Source organism: Sulfolobus sp. E5-1-F, assembly GCF_009601705.1.
Classification (GTDB): Archaea; Thermoproteota; Thermoprotei_A; order Sulfolobales; family Sulfolobaceae; genus Saccharolobus.
On sequence record NZ_CP045687.1, the window covers coordinates 344,310 to 364,153 of the forward strand.

Below are 19,844 nucleotides of genomic sequence, written 5' to 3' on the forward strand. Positions count from 1 at the left end.
TTACCTTTCTTCCATTACAGCTTAGACGCAAAAATGCCTTTTTAATTTTTATAACGGTTCTCTTAGGGTAGACCTTAAAAAGACTTATTTATATTACCCACCTATCTCTTCATTGTGCAAAGAACTTTTATATTAACGTTGTTCACATCTCTTGCTTTTATTGTAGCTTATTATATTTCTTTTAGTCCATTAATTTTAGCAGAGTTTTCTCACGCATTGATTGACTTCTTAACAATTACATTTTCAATCATTGCTCTAAAATTTATAGGGCTTAATGAAGTAAGTGAAGGGAGATTTTCTTACGGATTACATAGACTAGAAGTTGTTGTTGCTATGATTAATATCCTTACGATTATCCTCCTTTCACTCACCGTGGCATATACTTCTATAACATCATTGTTTAAGGAAACTACTAATAGTTCTTTAGTGTTAATTATTTCGTCAGCCTTAGCGTCAATTCTAACTTACTTTGCATCTCCTAAAGAAAAGGATAACTTAGGTAAGAAGGGATTATATATACACATCATATCAGACTTTCTAGGATATATAGTGGGTTTTGTTATAGGTGTTGTTATGCTTATCTCCGGGATACGTGAATTGGATCCAGTAGGAGCTATTACAATAGTAATACTAAATTTTGCGCTTTCCATTCCATTATTGAAGGAATCTTTTCTGGTATTTATGGAAGGTTCTCCAGTGAAAATTGACAGTATCATGAAAGAGCTTACAAAAATTTCCCCAGGTATCCATCATTTACATGTATGGTCAATTTGTGATCATGTAAAGGTTGCAACACTTCACGTTAAGACATCACCAAATTTGACTATAGCTGAGGCTGATAAGATAAGAGGTTCAATTTGTACTCTACTTAGAGAAAAATATGGTATTTCTCATGTAACAGTTCAATTTGAGACGTGTGATGACGATTAATAAAACTGGCTAGGCCACCATTCGATATCTTTATGAAGCTTGCTTCCCATTAACCTTATTATTTTTTCCCTATCCATCCTTGAAAATCTAACGTCTATATGAGCTTTTAATAGTGGAAATGGATATCCCTTAATACTTACTTCACTCAAATGATCCATTATTTCTTTTACTATTTTCTCATCTACTCTTCCAATTATATCTATTCTAAGGACTCTCTTACCATTATCTAATCTAGTATAGAAAGTAGTATATTCCATTTTTCTTAATATCTCAATTTCGGGTAGTTCAGAAATTCTTTCAACATCTATATTTTTGATTATTAATTTTGAAAATCCTCTTTTTTCAGTAAACAGTTCAAAAACAGTTATGTCGGGATAGTCTGTATCAAATAAATCTCTCCCCCTACTGGTTTTAGATATCCACAAAACCTTACCATCATATTCCTCTATAATTCTACTCACAAGAAATTGATTAAGCAACATTAACAAATCTCTCATTTTTCTCTCATCTCTTATGCTAATAATACTATTTAAATCGAGATTCTTAATCAGCTTTAACTCTTCATCAGAAAGTTGTCGAATATTAACTTTATTGCCAATCTTTTTGTTTAAACTTCCATCCATTAGAATATAATCTCCTTTACTTCCATCCCTTAAGGCTAATGATAATTCCAACGCCTCCATTAGTAGTGATATTCTTTCTTGGGCGTCGTTACCTGGCTTGAATATTCCTATTTGACCCTCTTCACTTAATGTCTTTACTCCTTTATTATCTCCAATTACAGATTCAGCTCCTACAGCATAAACTATCCCTATTCTCATTGGTTTGCTAAAAGACCCCCCATCAATAGCTACAAATTTACAATTATCGCTTAATTCATTCTTTGTAACATATTCATTCCAGTATTGATTCACTTTCTCTTGTATTTCTTGCTTAAGATAGCTAGCAATATTGTAAATCTGATTTTTTATCTCACTATGATTTTCAGCTAACTTATCATATATTTTTCTTATCAAGTCTCCTCCCTCACAAAACTTTTATTACCTCTCTTTTCAACACGAATAACATAATCAGCTGCTTGGACTACCTCTTCATCATGAGTAACCACTATTATCTGAGGTACACTTTCCCTCGCAGCTCTGATTATCTCTATTAAATATGCTTTTCTTTGATCATCTAAGTGAATTGTCGGCTCGTCAAGAATGAAGAAGTTAGTATTACTCATTAGCGCTTTAGCCACTGCTAACCTCAAAGCTATAGATAAGGCAATTCTCTCACCACCACTAAGCGATACTACAGGCAAGGTATCGCCATTATTTGTATATATTAGTATATCTGCACTACTCCCCCTTCCTCTGTTAGTTTTCGGTGTAATATTCATCTCTACGTTTTTAATTGAGAGATCAAATTTCGATATTATATCGTTTAGATTATTTTCGATTAATTGTTTCGTTGTCATGATTATATAACTCTGTAATTTTCGTTCTCCTAATGCAGCTCTTATTTTCTCTAACTTATTAATAGCGTTGATTATCTTTTCTCTATCCTTTAGCTGTAATTCATAAGTCTTGATTCTATTACTTATTTCCTCTATTTCTTTCTCTAAACTTTCCAACTCACCCTCTATTTTACTTTTTTTATTTTCTTTTTCCTTAAGACTAACATTATATCTATCTAGACTCGCTTTAAGTTCATTGTATTTATTTTCATCAAATTGTATAATATTTAATTCATATCTCAAATTTTTAACGTCTTCTTGTAGTGTCTTAACTTGTTGTATATAATCTTCTAGTATTCCTTTCTTCTTTTTTATTTCATCTAACATTATTTTTTTCTTTTCCAAATCCGAAATTTTACCCTCAAGAGCTTCTCTATCTAATCCTTTTAATTCACTTTCTAGTTCTCTCATTTCTTTTTCAGTATCTATTTTCTTCTTTTTCATTTCATCTAGCCTTACTCTTTTGTCATTAAGTTCCTTCTCGTTATACTTAAATAGTCTCATGTATTCTTCATAATACTGTTTTAGTTCTTTTATCTCTCTATTTACTCTACTGATTTCCTCTTCTATATCCTTTAAAGAATTAATCTTAATATGAAGATTTTCTATTTCATCGTTCAGCTCTTTAAGCTGTCTTATTATATTATCGTAACTTGCCTTATTATTTGAAAGTTTCTTGTATTCCTTTTCAAGTTTATTTAATTCACTAGTGATTTTCTCTAGTTCCTCATCTAGTTCATTCCTATTTAATTCAAATTGTAAAATGTAACTTTTTGCTTCTTCTATTATTTTTTTCTTATGCTCCTCATCTAGTGGTCTTCCACATACCGGACAAGTTTCCCCCTTAACTTGACTAAGATTATTTATTATCTCATTTTTCTCGGATATTAAGCTTTCAATTTTGGCTAGTTGAGCTTTAAGGTTAAGTTGTTTCTTTCTAGTCTCCTCAAGTTGTTGTTCTAGACTATTAACCTTATCTATATCCTTAGAAAGCTCACTTGCGTTTTTCTCTAAACGTTCTTTTAAATTTAGTTTAGAGTCCAAACTAGATTTCAGTTTAAGATACTCTTCATATTTTGGCTTTAGTTCTTCTAGCTTCCTCTCTAATTCCTTGTATCTTAGGAAATACGGTTCAAGTTCTTTCTTTCTTTTGATAGTTTTTTCATATTCCTCAATTTCTTTTTCTAAATTAAGCACATTATCAGATATTTCCTTATACCTGCTCGACAAAACATCATATTTTTCAAATTTTAATTTGATACTCTTTAAATTATCAAGTTCATTTACTTCTTTTTCAAGTTTTTCCATGCTTTCCGTTTGTTTCCTTAGGTCTTCTATATTTCTGCTTAATTCATTTAATTTACTCTCTTTTAACTTTAAGATAGTGGTCAATTGTAAGTACTGGTTTCTTTTCTTCTCATACTCTTCGAATTGTATCTTTACCTCTGCTATTTGATTCTCCAAGTTCTTTATCTCATCCTCTAGTTTTTTCTTATCTTTTCTTAACTCCAATAATCTACTATTCTTCTCCTCCAAGCTCTTCTTAAAAGTATTATAATCTTGTTCTATTCTATCTAAATCCTTTAACTTGATCTCTAAGTTCTTCCTGAATTCCACTATTGGACCTCTGCTATCAATGAGCTTCTCAATTGATTCCAATTTCAAAATTTTTCCTATAATATCTTGAAAGTTATCTAAAATTTTATCTAATTCTCCTTGTCTAACTATTATTGTTGATAGGGCAATATCTTTATCAATACCTAGAATTTTTTCTATTTCAGTAGATACTACAGTTGCACTGCGTGCAACTGGTATTTGATTCCTTATTAACCTATCTTCCGCAGTGCTTTTTACATCCCTTATTATCTCTATTTTATCTTTCTCATCAGAAAGGTATAAGCTAACGCTCGCTTTATTTGAACCTTTTCTTACTAAGTTATCGTTGTTTCCTCTACTGTGGGCTCTAAATAAACCGAATACAATGCCATCTATTATAGAGCTTTTACCTGCTCCATTTTGTCCCACTATTACATTTATTTCCCCCAGAAACTGTATTTCATTGCGTTCATGACTTAAAAAATTAGTCAAAATAATTTTGTCAATTCTCATAAGCCAACACCTGTTAATCTTTTTAATATCTCATTTATTATCTCGTCAGAATCAACATTTTTTATCATTTGCAAAATTAAATTGGCTTCCTCCTCGTTAAACTTCTCATATTTAGTAAGGTATTCGATTATTATCTTGTCTAATCCCTTATCTTGTGGTAAGGTATACGTTAAATTATTTACACTTTGAATAGTGTTATCCTTATATATTCTATAATAGAGCGTAACATCATTTAAAGGAAGTAACTCTCTAAAAAGTAGATCTTTTCTAATTCTTTCGCCCTCTACAATAATTTGCAATATCGGTTTTTTACTTTCATCTTTATTATTTTTAGCTAATTCGTCCTTTATCTTCAATACATCACCTTTTACATTTTTTGTATTTATAGTTACAATTTTTTGTGGTCTTACTGGAATATTTATTGTGCTTAGAATAGGCAGATCTCTTGAAAAGTCTATTAGGTATGCCCCTTTTCCAAACTTTTCATACCCTTCTATTTCCTCTTCTCTCATTATATCAGGAGATCCAGCTATTGCAACTATTGAACCGTCATCTTGAATAAGTCTCCACCTAGTGTGTATATGTCCTAAGGCATAATATCCAAAACCTTTAGGTAAACTTCCTAATTCCATCTGCCACGAACCATCATATGGTAATATCTGTTTTATTCCTTGATGTAGTAGTAAGATACTCCTACTTGACTTCGGCTTTAAAGAGGATAATGCGTTAGCTAAGATACTTTTTGAAACTGTGGGAATATGGGGAATTCCATATAGTTCTATGTCTTTAATAATATATGGTTTATCGTAATTCAACGTTCTGATTAAATCCATTTCAGTTAGGATATTATGAGGAATAAGGTAACCTTTTCTCTTTGGTGTGTCATGATCACCTGGTATTGACAAGAATGGTATATTTGCATCTTTTAGCTTTTTTAGGATTTTAACAGCAATTACTAATGCATTTGTAGTGGGATTCGAAACGTCAAAAAGATCTCCAGAATGAATTACCGCGTCAACGTGTTCTTTAATTGCAATGTCGATCAGTTGTGAGAAAACCTCGTAAATATCTTTTTCCCTTTCTACTAGGGAGTACTGTCGTTTGCCTAAATGAGTATCGGAAATATGTAGAATTTGTACCATCATTAATCACCAATTTCTGTTCCAAAATCAGCAAAGCCTTTAGCTATTCTTTCATTTTCCTCTGCTCTCTTCCATTCCCCTATCATGTCAGGGTCTGATCCAAGCAATTTTCCTTCAAACATATCTATCTTTACAACTGCAGGTAATTTAACTATTTTACCTATAATTATAGCTTCACCAACATCCAAGGAGGATAATTGCTCAGCTAAATCTTCACTTAGATTATCACTTGACTCTAAGATGTATTTTTTATCAGTTGGTTCAATTATCTTTAAAATAATTTTATTCGTCATTTGGCTTAATATATTTTCATCTAGACCTTTGGGTCTTTGGCTTACTATTGTTAATCCAACTCCAAACTTTCTTCCTTCTCTCGCTATCCTGGACGCCCAGTACTTGGTTAAAGTATTATCGTTTTTAGACAAGAAAACATGAGCTTCTTCTATTACAGCTATTATTGGGAATTTAAGGCCACTATTTCCACTTCTTTTAAAATCTTTCCTCGAATCTAGGATTCTTCTTAAATAATGTGAGACTACTGCATCCATTGAGTCTTCATCTAATTGCGTTAGGTTTACAACATTTACCTTTCCTCTCTTTACCTTCTCAATTATATCTGAAGATGTAAGATCAATAACATTTGAATACCTATCCATAAACTCTTCAAACTTATTCAATACTTCGTCCTTTGCACTACCCTTTTTGTCACTATTTCCTTGATTTTCCAGTTCTTTTTTCATTAGGTCAGAAAACTGACTATTTAGAGTTGAAAATGGTATTTGTCCTTCTTTTAGCTTTTGTCTTATCTCATTAGTTACGTTTATGAAAGCTCTTCTTAAAATCCTATACTGTATAATTGCATTCTCTCTTATTTCTAGTAACGTAGAGAATTCCCTTGGGGTCATATAAAGAGGGTTTAGTTTAGGTTCAATACGGTTTAGATTCTTTATATCACTATCATAGTACTCTCCGTGATAATCAAATATAAGAACAGATCCTCCAAGTTCAGAAATTCTTTGCGAAAGAACTGCTACTGTATTTGATTTACCAGATCCAGTAGCGGCTAAAATAGCTAAGTGCCTAGCAAAGGAATTTATATTTAATTTAACCTCTACGTTTTTACCTATTAAGCTCCCTATTCTGATCTGACCATCTTGAGAATAAATACTTTTTAACTCTTCGTCTTCAGCCTCTCTGACTGGGGTTCCAGCGAACGGAGGTATATCGGGCATTAAAAAGTGATTATTCATATCACATAACAATTTTACTTTTGCCTTTGTATAGACGGGTATACTGTTATTGAATTGTTTTAATCTTTGAACGATTTCTATATCATTCATATTATCATCTAGCATAGGGCTACCTCTAGTTACGTTAGTTATTAGTCCAAGGGCCTTTACATCATCATATTCTAGAACAACATAAGTTCCTAGTCTGACTGGCCTTTCGGCTAATATTAAAGCCTCTTGCGTTGTAGCTTGACCAATTACATAACCAATTATCATGTATAGATAAAATACTATTGGCTTCTTAAAATGGCTTACTCGTCGTAGAAGAGTAATACCTACTAAAAATTAAAAATCAAAAAATAGTTTTACAAGGCTTTGGCAACAGATTTAATTGTTTCAGAGATTTTCGCTTCTTGTTCAGCGAATGCACATAGCATTTTCTCTATGTCTTCGTGTCCTTCTTGTTTTGCTGTCATTGCAACCTTATTATATTCACTTATATGTTGCATGTCCTCTTCTTTAGCCATTTCATTTAAAACTTTAGAAACCTTTGCTATTGTTTCTGCAATCTTAGCCTCTTGATCTGCAAAACTACATAGCATTTTCTCTATGTCTTCGTGTCCTTCTTGTTTTGCTGTCATTGCAACCTTATTATACTCGCTCACGTGTTGCTCTTGCTCTTCTTTAGCCATCTCTCCTACTATTCCACTTAACTCTTGATTCTTTAATAAGGTCTCGAAGATTGCCTTTGCATGTCCTAATTCTACTAATGCCTTCTCTCTTAATGCCTTAGCTTCTTCCTTCTTTCCTAGTTGCTCTAATTTTTCGGCTATTAACATTAATGACATGAAATCTTCTGCATTTGCTTTAAATAATTCCTTTAGACCCATTTCGGTTTCTTTTCCGAGAGCCATATCAAACACCTACATTAATATATTAACCCAAGGTTTATAAACTTTAATTATAGTCTAACTTAATATTGTTATCATTCCATCACACATAATAATACTGTCCTAAATTACTAGAAAGCTTTCATAAAGAAGTACCAATTAAAATAATAATGATATTCCTCCTATTTAAGGTTAGCGTGATGAATAACTCCAATCCTGATTAATGATGTAGTAACTCGCGACTGAATCACATTTATACCCATTTTTTATATTGGAAAGTATATGATTTCGGTAAAAGAAATGAGGGCTTTAGAAATAAACAGCTCTGCCTTAGGCGTATCGACATTATTACTCATGGAAAATGCCGGTAGATCGGTTAAAGATGAAATAATAAAGAGATTTAACGTAAAGGATAAGGTAGTATACGTTTATGTAGGACATGGTGGAAAGGGTGGTGACGGATTAGTTGCGGCGAGGCATTTAGCTGATGAAGGTGCTAAAGTAACCGTAATTTTATTAGGAGAAAATAAACACGAGGATGCAATCCTTAATCTTAATGTTATAGAAGAAATGGACTATTCAATAACGTTAGTTGAGATAAAAGATGTGGATGAACTAAAGCCTGTATCTGGTGATATTTTAATCGATGCTATGTTAGGTACGGGATTCTCTGGAAGGCCAAGAGAACCATTTAGAAGTGCAATAAAAACATTCAATAATAGTAAAGGGTTTAAGGTTTCTATAGACATTCCCTCCGGGATAAATGCTGATACTGGAGAAGCGTATGAGGGTGAGTATGTTAAACCAGATCTAGTAGTCACATTCCATGATATTAAGCTAGGCTTGTTAAAGTATAATTTCAATACTGTAGTTAAGAAAATAGGTATTCCAGTAGAGGCAGAAATATATGTTGGACCAGGAGATTTGCTGGTCAATATGCGCAATAGACCTTATTATTCCAAGAAAGGTGATAGTGGAAGAGTACTGGTAATTGGCGGAAGCTATACTTTTAGCGGCGCTCCTACTCTAGCTGCTATGGGTGCTTTAAGAACTGGAGCTGATCTAGTTTATGTAGCGTCACCAGAGGATACGGCTAGAATTATAGCAAGTTATTCTCCAGACCTAATTACAATAAAATTAAGGGGAAAGAACATTTCCCCAGAAAATTTTGAAGAATTGAAATCATGGATAGATAAGTCAGATGTGGTAGTTATAGGTCCGGGAATGGGACTAGCAGAGGAGAGTATTGAGGCTTCTAAAATAATTGTAAACTATCTCAAAGAGAAGAATAAACTAGCTGTTATTGATGCCGATGCACTTAAGGCAATAAGTGGGTTCGAATTATACGAAAATGCCATAATAACACCTCATGCAGGTGAATTCAAAATATTTTTTGGAGAAGAACCGAGTAAGAACATAAGAGATAGAATAAACCAAGTAATTAGGTATGCTAATAAATGCAAGTGTACAGTTCTACTTAAGGGATATGTTGACATAATAAGTGATGGTAAAAGGTTTAAATTAAATAAAACTGGTAACCCAGGTATGACAGTAGGTGGAAGTGGGGATACGTTAACTGGTATAACAGCAACATTAATGGCTCAAAAAATTGAACCATTCAAAGCCGCATATTTAGGGGTTTTCATAAATAGTCTAGCAGGAACTTTGGCATATAATAGGCTCGGAGCTCATTTAACCCCTACTGATATAATAAATGAAATTCCAAATGTAATAAACAATCCTTTGGATTCGTTCAAAAGAAAATTGTATAAAAGGATTCTAAGTTGAAGTCTGTTTCTTTATTATTTCCAGTGCCTTGTCAGCATGTTCCTCTGCTTTTTTCAGATTTTTCAAGACATCTACTATTTTACCATTTTCGTCTATTATGAAAGTCACTCTTTGTGCACTAGTCCCCTTTTCATTTAACACACTATAAAGTTTTGATATTGTTTTCTGGTCGTCAGCAACTATTGGGAATTTAGCTCCGTATTTTTCTGCGAATTTTTTCTGGGTATCAAGTTTATCTACACTAACCCCTATTACTTCAGCATTTAATTTTTTGAATTCATCATATAGTTCAGTAAATCTTTGTAATTCCCTTGTGCAACCACTAGTAAATGATTTTGGATAGAAGTATAATATTACTTTTTTCCCTCTATAATTAGATAATCTAATTTTTCCGAGAGTAGATTCAGCTTCGAAATCCGGTGCTTCTTCTCCCAAGTTCATACTAAATCAATTCTTGCGTAATTCGAATATAAGAATTTAGACAAAATATTTTTACTTCTTTCCCATAGTCAGTTAGTAAAATGAGAATCATACCTCGTACTATGTCAACACAACATCCCGATAATGCAAAAGTACCAGAGTGGGCAAAAAGTGAAGTTATTGAAGGAGAAGATGAAGTTAAGGAAGCCTTCTTAGCTTATAGTATGTATGGAGTTCACGAGGTAATGTGGGATGCAGAGGGAAAAGATGTAGATACTCATGTAGTGAGAAAGTTATTGTCAAACTATCCAGAATATTTCAAGGAACATATTTTAGGTAAAAATGTGTTTTTAACTTATAGGTTACCTAACCCAAAGGTAGAAGGTGCTGATAGAAAAGTTTTTGCCGAAACTATGGAGAGTATTCCAATAACTTACGACCTGGCAGAAAAATTTTATGGAAATGGTATTACAGTACCAGTTTTTGAGGTAATTTTACCAATGACTACTAGTAGTTTAGAGATAATAAGTGTAGCTAAATACTATGAAAAAGCAGTTGCAAATGAAGACGAACTAGAACTTTATGATGGTGTAAAAGTAAAGGATTTAGTTGGAGAAATTTATCCTAAGGCCATAGAAGTTATACCATTAGTTGAAGATAGGGATTCTCTTCAAAATATTAACGATATAGTAGAGGGATATTTTAAGGTAATTAAACCCAAGTATATAAGAGTCTTTTTAGCGAGGTCAGATCCAGCGATGAATTACGGTATGATATCTGCTGTTCTGTCAGTAAAGATTGCTTTAAGTAAGTTATACAAGCTCTCCCAATCGTTAAACTTACAGATATATCCAATAATTGGTGTTGGTTCACTTCCATTTAGAGGTCATCTATCTCCGGAAAACTATATGAATGTATTGGAAGAGTACAAAGGAGTTTATACATATACTATTCAATCAGCGTTTAAGTATGACTATGATTATGATAAAGTAAAGACTGCAATTTCTTCAATAAATAACTCTAAGATCAGCCCAGCTAAAATATTGGAAAACTATGAGGAGGAGGTTCTGAGAAAGATAACAATTTTATACACTGAGCGCTATCAACCAATTATAGAAAGTTTAGCAAATGCCATAAATGATGTCTCTGTGTTAATTCCTAGAAGAAGAGCTAGAAAACTTCATATTGGCCTTTTTGGATATTCTAGAAATGCTGGTAAGGTTAGCTTACCTAGGGCAATTTCTTTCGTAGCCTCATTGTATTCGATAGGAATACCACCAGAACTAATAGGGATTTCGTCCTTAGGTAATTTAAATGAGAAAGAATGGGACATATTCAAGCAAAATTATGTTAACTTTAAACACGACCTACAAACTGCTGCAAAATTCTTTAATTGGGAGTCATTGGAATTGATTAAAGACATATGGAAAATTAGTGAGAATGTTATAGCAAAGATAAAGGAAGATATCAGTTACGCGGAGAACGTGATAGGGATAAAGTTGGGCGCTGTAGATTATGATAGTAGAAAACACATCCTAATGTCTTCGCTGTTTTTACTTTCATTAAAAGAGAAAATCCTTCAAGAATCTAAGAAGTATTTATATGAGATGGCATTAATTAGAAAATCATTGGGATGAGAATACTAGTAAACGGCTTACTACAATTGGATTCGGGTAAGACAACATTTTCATTATCCATAATTCGACTGTTTAATCAAGTAGGAATCAAATTGTTCCCATTTAAGCCAATTGCTGGACACAATGCGTGGTATAGCTTTAACACTCTAATAAGAAGTGAAGAGTTAGGAACACTAGTTGGAAATGATGCTTTAAAGTATTATGATGAAACTAAATATGATATTAGGAGAATTAATCCATTTGCAGTTCTTTTCGTTCCTATAGATTTAGAAAAGATAAGCTACAACGTGTCTCTATATAATATGATAATGGAATATGGATTTCCATATTTAATAAGGTTAAGTGACTGTACTAGTGGGATGGATCAGTATTTTGTAAACAGTAATGCAGATATATATGTATCGAATTCGATACTGAAATTTACCAGAAATCTCGCCTTAAAATTCAATGCTAAATCATACGACAAAATGAGAGAAATAATAGATGCTTCTCCACAATTAGTTGACAACTGTAGCATAGATATATTTAGAAATTATGAAAACGTGATAATAGAGTCCTATAACGACTCGGCTTCTCCTACTTATAATTCAACTGATGTAGATTATGTATTTACAGTCACCCCTACAAAAGCGTTTTTAATTCAAGGCGAGGAATTTAGGAAGGTCTTATCGTTATTTTCAATACCACCGTGGAATGTTAGAGTCTCTACTCTTATAAAGTATATAAAAATAATGAAAAGTTTTGAGATAGATATAGGAGAAAGAGTAGCTAAAGATGAGATTCTAGATATATTACTTAAATCTTAGAGTTTTTCTCTACCTCGAAAGCTAATCCCTTGTCTGGTACGTATAATTTTCCTATGTGTTTTAGTACAGATGCAGCTACTCCTAATCCTCTTTGAATATCCGGATCTTTTAATAACTTGTAAATTTCCCAAATATTAGTTATGGGTTTTACATTTTCGGTTTTTAACGCTTCTCCAGTCGCAGAAACTAATAAAGTATAATATTTAAAATTAGTTAGATCTATTCTCGAAAGATCGTTAATGATCTCATTCCAATGATTAATTAGACTTAATGTGAAATCGTTTATTAGAGCATTTATTATCTTCCCTAAGCTTTCTTCATCTTCTAATATTCCAATTATGGGGTCTAAGATACCTTTACTTCTAACTTTGTCAATAAGATTTATCAAAAACTGTATATTGTATATTTTATCATCATTAATAAATAGTACAGCGGTCTTTATGATTTTATTCCAATTCATTAACAATTCTAAAACGTCATCGCTAGTAAGTGATTCTATTATTTTTCCTATGGTGTTTTCATCTTCCAATATTCCCTTAATTAAATCAAATATTCCAAGTCTATCAGTAATGTTTATTACGTCTAGGATCTTGCTAAGACTATCGAGTTTTTCATCTTTTAGTAAATTGTCTATCGCATAAAGTTCTCCATTAGTCACTTTAATTCACCAGCTCGCTAGGAACTTTTCTAACGCCATGTCCCCTTTAGTCCAAATGAAATACTTATGGAATAATTCCTTCTTTATATGATTTATTGGTGAAGGTAACGCTATTGAAGTAGTACCTCCATACCATGTATCATCTTTTACAGCTACTCCAAATCCTTCAAAGGGATTATCAGCAACACATATTATAGTAGGATAGTATTGGTCAACTTTTACTTGTACTCCTAATCTTGTAGCTAAATGTTGGGCGGCTACGTTCCCTGTCTTTACTGCTAAATAACCTAATTTAGGTACTGTAAGGGAATTTGCATCACCTACTGCGTAAATGTTATCGTACTTTATTGAGACCATGTTGAGATCGGTTGGGACAAATCCACCATCATCAATCAAATCTGGTGTAGAGTTCTTTAAGGCTGGATTTCCAGTATACGGTGGAATTAATATGGTCAGGTCAGTTTTAATTACTTTTCCAGTTTCATCTACTATCTCATTTTCTCTAATTTCTCTTATCCTAAAGTTGTCAACTAGTTCAATTCCCATCTGTCTATACATTTCTCTAACTATCTTTCTTGACGTTGTAGAGAGATCTGATAAATATTCACCGGGCGAGAATACGACAAGTTTCACCTTATTTAGCATACCTTTCTTCTTAAAGTATCCTGATAACATTAATGACATTTCGAATATTGGTCCTTCGCATGCTGCATCTGCAACAAGTATATAATTTTCTGGGACTTTAGGCTTAGGGGTCTTGCCTTGGTAAAATAACCCAGATCCTATTGCTATCGTTCCACCTTTAAAATTATTTAATTTTTCTCTTAGTTTAAGAGCATAATCTAGTTCACATACACTATAACCATACTTGTCCCATCCCTTGACTAGTTCTGTACCTACATGAGCTCCCAGAGCTATAATTAAATAGTCATAATCTTCTTCTGCGTTGCTCCCATCTGGTTTAGTGTAATATACAAGGCCACCACTAGCATCTATCTTCTCCACTGTAGCTTGCTGAAAGTTTATTCTTTTTTCGGGTAGTACTTTAGTTAGATCTATCTTTACCTCGTCTTCGTCAATAACTCCAGTAGCTACATGAGGTAACGCTGGTCTAAAGTATGAAAATCTAGTATTGTTAATGACTTTGATTTCAGATTTGTTTCCAGCTAGTCTTTTTAGAGTATATGCTGCACTTAAGCCACCAAACCTAGCTCCTAAAACAAGTACTTTTGTCATAAGTATCAATTTCATTAATTTAATTTAAAGTTTATAAAGGTTTGTTTCTATAAACTTTAATGTCTCTCTTTTTCTAAAGTTATCATTAAGTATTTCATTCTGTTAAAAATGTAAAAAAGCTTATAACTTTTTGAACAAGTAATTAGTTATGCAGAAGTTGCTGGATAAATTCGTAGTAGTGAACGGACATAAGATCCATTACATTGAGAGTGGAGATGGTTTCCCCGTTCTTTTATTTCATGGTGCGAGATTTAACGCAGAAACATGGGTAAAGACTAATACGGTTAATGTGATTTCGACTTCGGGGTATAAAGCTATTTCCGTGGACTTTCCAGGATTTGGGTCTTCAGAAAGGATAGAAGGAATTTCTCTCTCAGAGTTTATAAATCTCTTCATGAAGACTCTCGGAATTAATAAAGCAATATTACTTGGTGCATCAATGGGTGGAGAGGCAGTGTTAGAGTTTAGTCTTAAATATACTGAATTTGTTTCTGGGCTAATACTAGTAGGTGCTGTAGGTGTAGAGGAATTCGAGGATCAATTATCAAAACTAAATAATGCCCCCTTATTATTAATTTGGGGCTCTCATGATACTGTCTCTCCAAAAAGGAATTATGAGTTAATATTGAACAAACTGAGAAATGCGAGGCTAGAAATTATAGGTAAGAACCACGCTTGTTACTTAGATGATCCCAACATGTTCAATGACAAACTTATTAGCTTTCTCAAGGGGATGAAATGAGTGGTAAAGAGCAATCAGACGAGAAACTTAGGATAATATTAAGGGACATGAGATACCTTACTATTCTAAAACACTTGAAACTTGCTAATGTAGACTATGGTAAATCGATAATGCTAAATACAAAAATTCCTTTAGATGAGATAATTAAGATATTGGATGAACTTGAAAATTTAGGTTTAATAGAGAGGGTACATGGCGCGACCTTAAAAAATACTGAAGCTAAATTTAAACTTAGTTCGGAAGTACATAAGCATCACACGTATTATAGACTCACCAGAGAAGGAGATCATCTGTTAAGATATTTAGATGATAAGATGTTAATCCATACCTATATAGAGATTATCAGAAATGATAATTTAGCGTTAAATATTCTTAAACTGGCAGATGAACTTAATGCAGATCATGCACTAACATATGCGAAATTGACTCATAAAAGGCTAGAAGAAGTTACACCAAAGATTGAAGAGCTAGTTAGAATGGGATTATTGGAAGAAAAGAATTCGAATAGTAGTTTCCTGAAAATGACGTCAATTTGAAATACCTTAAAAACTTTTTAGGATGATAATACCAAGACTAAACAATGAAAATAACGAGTCTCTTCAACAAGGGATTTACAAGGGTAAGGAAGTACCTAGAGAAAGTGAAGAAGACGCTAGGCAGTAAATCCCTAGTGAAGTTACTGGGTGCATCTCTGATCGAGGATGGATCAATGAGGGCCAAGTGCACCACGGCTGGAATTGACTACGAATACGCCTTGAGGAAGTTAGAGGAGGTCGCTAAGGTCGATCTAATCGAAGTAGTGAAGGAATTAGTAGGGGAACACAAGGTCCAGCTCTCAATAGACGACACACTAAACGAGAAATACTACGCTAAAGCCGCGTGGGTCTCAGCTCACATGACCCAATTCTTCTACTCCAGGAAGGATAAAACCTACATCCCAGCACACCAAATCCTTGTAGCCACAATAAGGGACTTGGAAACCAACGAGGTCTACTTGATCCACCTCGAGATCTACCTACCACAAAAAGTCGTGAATATCTTGAAACAAGAAGGGAAGCCAGTCCAGTTCAGAACGAAGATCGAAATCACGATTGAGCTGATAGAGAAAGTGAGGAGGAGATTTAACGTTAGTTCAATAGCGTTCGATTCGTGGTACGTGAACGAGAGAACTCTTCTGCCCGGTGTTGTTTCGGAACTTAAGGCGAGCGCGCGGGTTACCGAGGGAGGTAGATCCGTGCCGGTCGCCGAGTTCCCCGAGGGAGAGTTCTCCGTCACGTACCTCGGCGTTCCTATTAAATTAATTGTAGTTAATAATTATAAAGGTTGCGGGAGGAGGTACTTCTTCACAACCGACCTAACCATGACCTCTGAGGAGGTAATAACGACTTGGGAGAATAGGTGGGATGTTGAAACTATGATAAGGGATTTGAAGGTCCTAGGCCTTAGGAGCAGTTCGTTCAAGAGCGTAGTCAAGATCCTCGGATACATGAAGCTTGTTGGCCTAGTTGTGAACTTCCTCCACATCTTGAAGTATGAGCTCGGTTCCCACCTTGGTGTAAAGGCTCTCTCAAGGTACTTGAAAAACGTTTATGGATACTTCTTTGACTATAAGAAACTATTCAGACTACGATAAAATCTATAAAGTACTATTCGAAAATAATTAAGTTTGCCGATAGAAAAGCTAAGCCGAAAAAAGAAACAAGGACTCATCATAAATATTATGGTCTGTCAAGGATTGGAGAATTAGTAGTTAGGGAGATGAAAAGAAAAGGTATTCTACCTAAGTAGTTCTTTTACACTATGTATAACTTTAGGGATAGCCTCTGTAAGTTCTTCATTTGTAATTGTGTCATAGTTCTTTTTAACTATTTCACTTATAATTTCATCTATTTTCCTTCTCACTATTAACTCAATTATTTTAGCTCTTCTATTTATTATTCTCTTTTTGAACAACTCTTTTTGTTTCAAGTAATTAAGGTGATCTTCTATATTGTTTACCAATTCGCTAATTCCCTCATTTTTTGTCGCTATAGCTTTAACGATAAGTGGTTTCCATCCATCTCTGTAAGAAATTTCCGCACTATCTATAGCGAATTTTAATGTATTAAACGCTAATTCAGCATCTGGTCTATCAGCCTTATTTAAAACGTATATATCTCCAATTTCCATTATCCCAGCCTTTAACGCTTGTATATCATCTCCCGCACCTGGTATTGATACTACTAGAATTGTGTGAACGCTCTGCTCTACTTCTGTATCTGTTTGACCAGCTCCAACGGTCTCTATTATTATTTTATCATATCCTAATCCATCTAGAGCTTCAGTAAGCATTAATGCCTCTGCTGAAATCCCACCAAGATATCCTCTAGATGCTATGCTTCTTACGAAAACGTTTTTGAGAACCGTCTTATCTTGAAATCTTAACCTATTTCCCATAAATGAACCCATAGTGTATGGACTAGATGGGTCTATTACTATTACACCAACTCGATGTCCTCTAGCTACATACTCTTGGATTAATCCGCCTATTAGAGTGCTCTTCCCTGCTCCAGGAATTCCAGTTATGCCGATTACATGTGCATTCCCCGATCTCTTTGAGAGGGCTCCTAATGCGCTTATTCCTTCATCGGTCATATACTCAATTTTTGTTAATAACCTAGCTATTGCTAGTTCATTTCCATTTAAGGCTTCTTCTATTATTTTTTGTAAATTATTATTCAACATCTATACCTCTTTTTTGCCTTGCTATCTTTTTAACCTTCTCTACTATTTCTCTAAGACTACTTCCAGGTAGAAATACTTCATCCACTCCCATATCTTTCAACTTCTTAATATCCTCTGGAGGTATTACTCCTCCTACTATTAGTCCTACATCATTTAACCCATTTTGTCTCATTGTCTCTATTACTTTTGGTATTAACTCCAAATGAGCTCCACTTAATATACTAATTCCTATGACATCCGCATCCTCTTGCAATGCAGCTTTTACTATCTGTTCTGGTGTTTGCCTTAATCCAGTATATACTACCTCCATTCCCGCATCTTTTAACGCCCTTGCAACCACTTTTGCTCCTCTATCGTGACCATCTAAACCTAGTTTTGCTACGATCACCTTAATTCTTTTTGTCTTACTCATCATTATTACTAATACTTAAAACGTTTAAACTTTTCGCTTATTGTTTTGTCAATTGTTGAGGCCGATAAATATGGGTAAAAGTTTAATAATGTCAACTTGTTAATCATTCATCATATGTTTAAGATGTGGTATCTTCATATCTCTATTGCAATAATTGCACTGATTCTATCTTGCTTGATAGCGTTAGAATTTATAAGGATGAGAAAAGAATTTAGAGGGAAGTTAAATACAGTTCTAGTATTGCTTGGTAGCTTCTTAATTGCCCAATTTGGATCCTTTCTCCTAGACTTTATTATGTGGTCCAGTGATAAGAATCCTATCTATATTTATCCATCTTTGTTTACAATTTCTCTTTCTTTTGTTACTGTCCTTTTGTTCTATTATTACATTACAAAGATTTAAGTTTTTTATATTTTCTAGCTACATCATAAACTGAAATTATGGTGATTATAAAAACTACTACTAACGAAAATATGTCAGCCGAAAAGGGATGGTTTATAATAAGATATATAAGAATTACAAGTGAGGAGACTAGAAAAGAAGTAAGAAAGACAGATCTAGGCACAACCGCACTTCTAAACCTTACGTAATCTTCTAATATTACCTTAGTAACTATATACCCTTCATCAACTTCCTTAACGAGACCATCATCGATTAGTTTCTTAATATGATAACTTACAATGGATGGGGAACTCAAATTAAGATCTTTTTGTATTTTTCTAATTCCAACAGGTCTTTTCTGCCTAAGAAGGTAGAGGTATATTTTCCTAGCAGTCCCTGTCAGCTCCTCTTCCATTAACTACTAATAGTTTAACGTTACAAATAAGGTTTTCGATCTAAAAAATCTAGATTCTACCCATTCTAAATGTACTCTTCAGTTTATTCAAATAACTAAATTGAAAGTTCTCATAAATCGATAAGTGCTAAGAAAGCTTACTAAGATAGGTGTTAGTTCTTATCTTTTTTAGTAATATCTAGTTATAGCGAATAGATATATATACCTTGTGAATATCGTAGTTAATGTGAAACAGTACTTAATGGTTATTGCTGGCGTGTTAGTAAGCTTAGCAATTGCGTCTTTAGTAGTTTATGTCTCTCATATGTTTATAACATATAGTATAAAAGAGCCTAATATTGTAGAGCGACAGTCTGGCTATGCCCCACAAATGTATGAGTTAACTGTGAATGCAAGACCAGCCAATGGAAGCTATATGAATTCCTACCTTATATATTCTCCTCTCCAATCTTCTTTAGTAATTAACAAGGATCCAGTATTTCACGTTTACCCAAGTATAATAAATTTGGGTCCATTTAATAATTCAGCTATAATAACTATTTATTACTCTCCTCACGATAGAGTAAATATAGCTGTAACTCAAGAAACGTTTAATGTTAGTGTGATTAATACTACTGTTATTGATGATCAAATTGTAGCAACTCAAGTGGAAATTACGTTCTATAACGCGTCTCCAAATACGATATATTTGATTCCAATATGGAACCAATATAATGTCACGTATTATGTTCTAATATATTATGAATAAGTCAGTCTATCGACCCTTCTTCACTAGTCTAGACGATGTAGGCGTCATCATGTGCCCCGTTCGGCTGAGGGCCTTCACT

At 33.5% G+C, this 19,844-nt stretch carries 19 protein-coding genes and 2 pseudogenes; 10 read left to right on the top strand and 11 right to left on the bottom strand.

The window, feature by feature from the left end:
* The first annotated feature begins 114 nt into the window (after positions 1–114).
* Entirely contained in the window at positions 115–930 is an 816-nt protein-coding gene (locus GFS03_RS01840; RefSeq protein ID WP_153422234.1) for a cation diffusion facilitator family transporter, read from the top strand.
* Here the strand turns inward: GFS03_RS01840 and nurA are convergent.
* The 5 genes from nurA to GFS03_RS01865 all read right to left on the bottom strand — a co-directional run bounded on the left by nurA (position 927) and on the right by GFS03_RS01865 (position 7,822).
* Positions 927–1,946 (bottom strand): DNA double-strand break repair nuclease NurA, encoded by a 1,020-nt coding sequence (gene nurA, locus GFS03_RS01845; RefSeq protein WP_153422235.1) that lies wholly within the window; start codon positions 1,944–1,946, stop codon positions 927–929. The two genes, GFS03_RS01840 and nurA, sit on opposite strands and share 4 nt — an antisense overlap.
* Entirely contained in the window at positions 1,943–4,537 is a 2,595-nt protein-coding gene (locus GFS03_RS01850) for an AAA family ATPase (RefSeq protein ID WP_153422236.1), read from the bottom strand. Before GFS03_RS01850 ends, nurA begins: the two co-directional genes overlap by 4 nt.
* On the bottom strand, positions 4,534–5,682 hold the full coding sequence (gene mre11, locus GFS03_RS01855; RefSeq protein ID WP_181443772.1) for a DNA double-strand break repair protein Mre11: 1,149 nt from the start codon (positions 5,680–5,682) through the stop codon (positions 4,534–4,536). Before mre11 ends, GFS03_RS01850 begins: the two co-directional genes overlap by 4 nt.
* A complete protein-coding gene (herA, locus tag GFS03_RS01860; protein ID WP_153422238.1) occupies positions 5,682–7,184 on the bottom strand; it encodes a DNA double-strand break repair helicase HerA in 1,503 nt (500 codons plus the stop codon). The genes mre11 and herA overlap by 1 nt, the downstream gene beginning before the upstream one ends.
* Before the next feature lie 89 nt (positions 7,185–7,273).
* Entirely contained in the window at positions 7,274–7,822 is a 549-nt protein-coding gene (locus GFS03_RS01865) for a rubrerythrin (RefSeq protein WP_153422239.1), read from the bottom strand.
* A gap of 258 nt (positions 7,823–8,080) precedes the next feature.
* On the opposite strand from GFS03_RS01865, the gene GFS03_RS01870 reads away from it, so the two are divergent.
* Positions 8,081–9,586 (top strand): NAD(P)H-hydrate dehydratase, encoded by a 1,506-nt coding sequence (locus GFS03_RS01870; RefSeq protein WP_153422240.1) that lies wholly within the window; start codon positions 8,081–8,083, stop codon positions 9,584–9,586.
* Here the strand turns inward: GFS03_RS01870 and GFS03_RS01875 are convergent.
* Positions 9,578–10,027: a peroxiredoxin gene (locus tag GFS03_RS01875; protein WP_153422241.1), complete on the bottom strand. Its 450-nt coding sequence runs from the start codon at positions 10,025–10,027 to the stop codon at positions 9,578–9,580. The two genes, GFS03_RS01870 and GFS03_RS01875, sit on opposite strands and share 9 nt — an antisense overlap.
* Positions 10,028–10,107: 80 nt before the next feature.
* Here GFS03_RS01875 and ppcA point away from each other — a divergent pair, with 80 nt between their 5' ends.
* Positions 10,108–11,643 (top strand): phosphoenolpyruvate carboxylase, encoded by a 1,536-nt coding sequence (gene ppcA, locus GFS03_RS01880; protein ID WP_153422242.1) that lies wholly within the window; start codon positions 10,108–10,110, stop codon positions 11,641–11,643.
* A complete protein-coding gene (locus tag GFS03_RS01885; protein WP_153422243.1) occupies positions 11,640–12,449 on the top strand; it encodes an ATPase in 810 nt (269 codons plus the stop codon). The genes ppcA and GFS03_RS01885 overlap by 4 nt, the downstream gene beginning before the upstream one ends.
* On the opposite strand, the gene GFS03_RS01890 is transcribed toward GFS03_RS01885, so the two are convergent.
* Together GFS03_RS01890 and GFS03_RS01895 are read right to left on the bottom strand one after the other, a co-directional pair.
* Positions 12,439–13,107, bottom strand: coding sequence for a DUF1641 domain-containing protein (locus GFS03_RS01890; protein ID WP_153422244.1), 669 nt, complete (start codon positions 13,105–13,107; stop codon positions 12,439–12,441). The two genes, GFS03_RS01885 and GFS03_RS01890, sit on opposite strands and share 11 nt — an antisense overlap.
* 6 nt (positions 13,108–13,113) lie before the next feature.
* The gene (locus GFS03_RS01895) at positions 13,114–14,358 is read right to left on the bottom strand and encodes an NAD(P)/FAD-dependent oxidoreductase (RefSeq protein WP_153422245.1); all 1,245 of its coding nucleotides are present in this window, start codon (positions 14,356–14,358) and stop codon (positions 13,114–13,116) included.
* Between the two features lie 133 nt (positions 14,359–14,491).
* Between GFS03_RS01895 and GFS03_RS01900 the strand changes: the two genes are divergently transcribed.
* The 4 genes and pseudogenes from GFS03_RS01900 to GFS03_RS01915 form a co-directional block, all read left to right on the top strand.
* A complete protein-coding gene (locus tag GFS03_RS01900; protein WP_153422246.1) occupies positions 14,492–15,085 on the top strand; it encodes an alpha/beta fold hydrolase in 594 nt (197 codons plus the stop codon).
* Positions 15,082–15,588, top strand: a pseudogene (locus tag GFS03_RS01905) (DUF2250 domain-containing protein); the annotation flags it as partial. The gene GFS03_RS01900 and the pseudogene GFS03_RS01905, both read left to right, overlap by 4 nt.
* A gap of 77 nt (positions 15,589–15,665) precedes the next feature.
* Complete coding sequence (locus tag GFS03_RS01910; protein ID WP_153422248.1) at positions 15,666–16,718, top strand: ISNCY family transposase; 1,053 nt, start codon at positions 15,666–15,668, stop codon at positions 16,716–16,718.
* Between the two features lie 17 nt (positions 16,719–16,735).
* Positions 16,736–16,873 (top strand): annotated as a pseudogene (locus GFS03_RS01915) (DUF2250 domain-containing protein); the annotation flags it as partial.
* Here GFS03_RS01915 and meaB read toward each other — a convergent pair.
* Both meaB and GFS03_RS01925 read right to left on the bottom strand, forming a co-directional pair.
* Positions 16,862–17,809 carry a methylmalonyl Co-A mutase-associated GTPase MeaB gene (meaB, locus tag GFS03_RS01920; RefSeq protein WP_153422249.1) on the bottom strand — a complete coding sequence of 316 codons (948 nt, stop codon included), beginning with the start codon at positions 17,807–17,809 and terminating at the stop codon, positions 16,862–16,864. The pseudogene GFS03_RS01915 and the gene meaB sit on opposite strands and share 12 nt — an antisense overlap.
* The gene (locus GFS03_RS01925) at positions 17,799–18,224 is read right to left on the bottom strand and encodes a cobalamin B12-binding domain-containing protein (RefSeq protein WP_153422250.1); all 426 of its coding nucleotides are present in this window, start codon (positions 18,222–18,224) and stop codon (positions 17,799–17,801) included. The genes meaB and GFS03_RS01925 overlap by 11 nt, the downstream gene beginning before the upstream one ends.
* A 111-nt stretch (positions 18,225–18,335) precedes the next feature.
* On the opposite strand from GFS03_RS01925, the gene GFS03_RS13735 reads away from it, so the two are divergent.
* Positions 18,336–18,623, top strand: a complete 288-nt coding sequence (locus GFS03_RS13735) for a hypothetical protein (RefSeq protein WP_153422251.1) — start codon at positions 18,336–18,338, stop codon at positions 18,621–18,623.
* Here GFS03_RS13735 and GFS03_RS01935 read toward each other — a convergent pair.
* Complete coding sequence (locus GFS03_RS01935; protein WP_153422252.1) at positions 18,610–19,017, bottom strand: winged helix-turn-helix domain-containing protein; 408 nt, start codon at positions 19,015–19,017, stop codon at positions 18,610–18,612. The genes GFS03_RS13735 and GFS03_RS01935 overlap by 14 nt on opposite strands.
* 208 nt (positions 19,018–19,225) lie before the next feature.
* Between GFS03_RS01935 and GFS03_RS01940 the strand changes: the two genes are divergently transcribed.
* A complete protein-coding gene (locus tag GFS03_RS01940) occupies positions 19,226–19,765 on the top strand; it encodes a hypothetical protein (RefSeq protein ID WP_153422253.1) in 540 nt (179 codons plus the stop codon).
* The last annotated feature ends 79 nt before the right edge of the window (positions 19,766–19,844 follow it).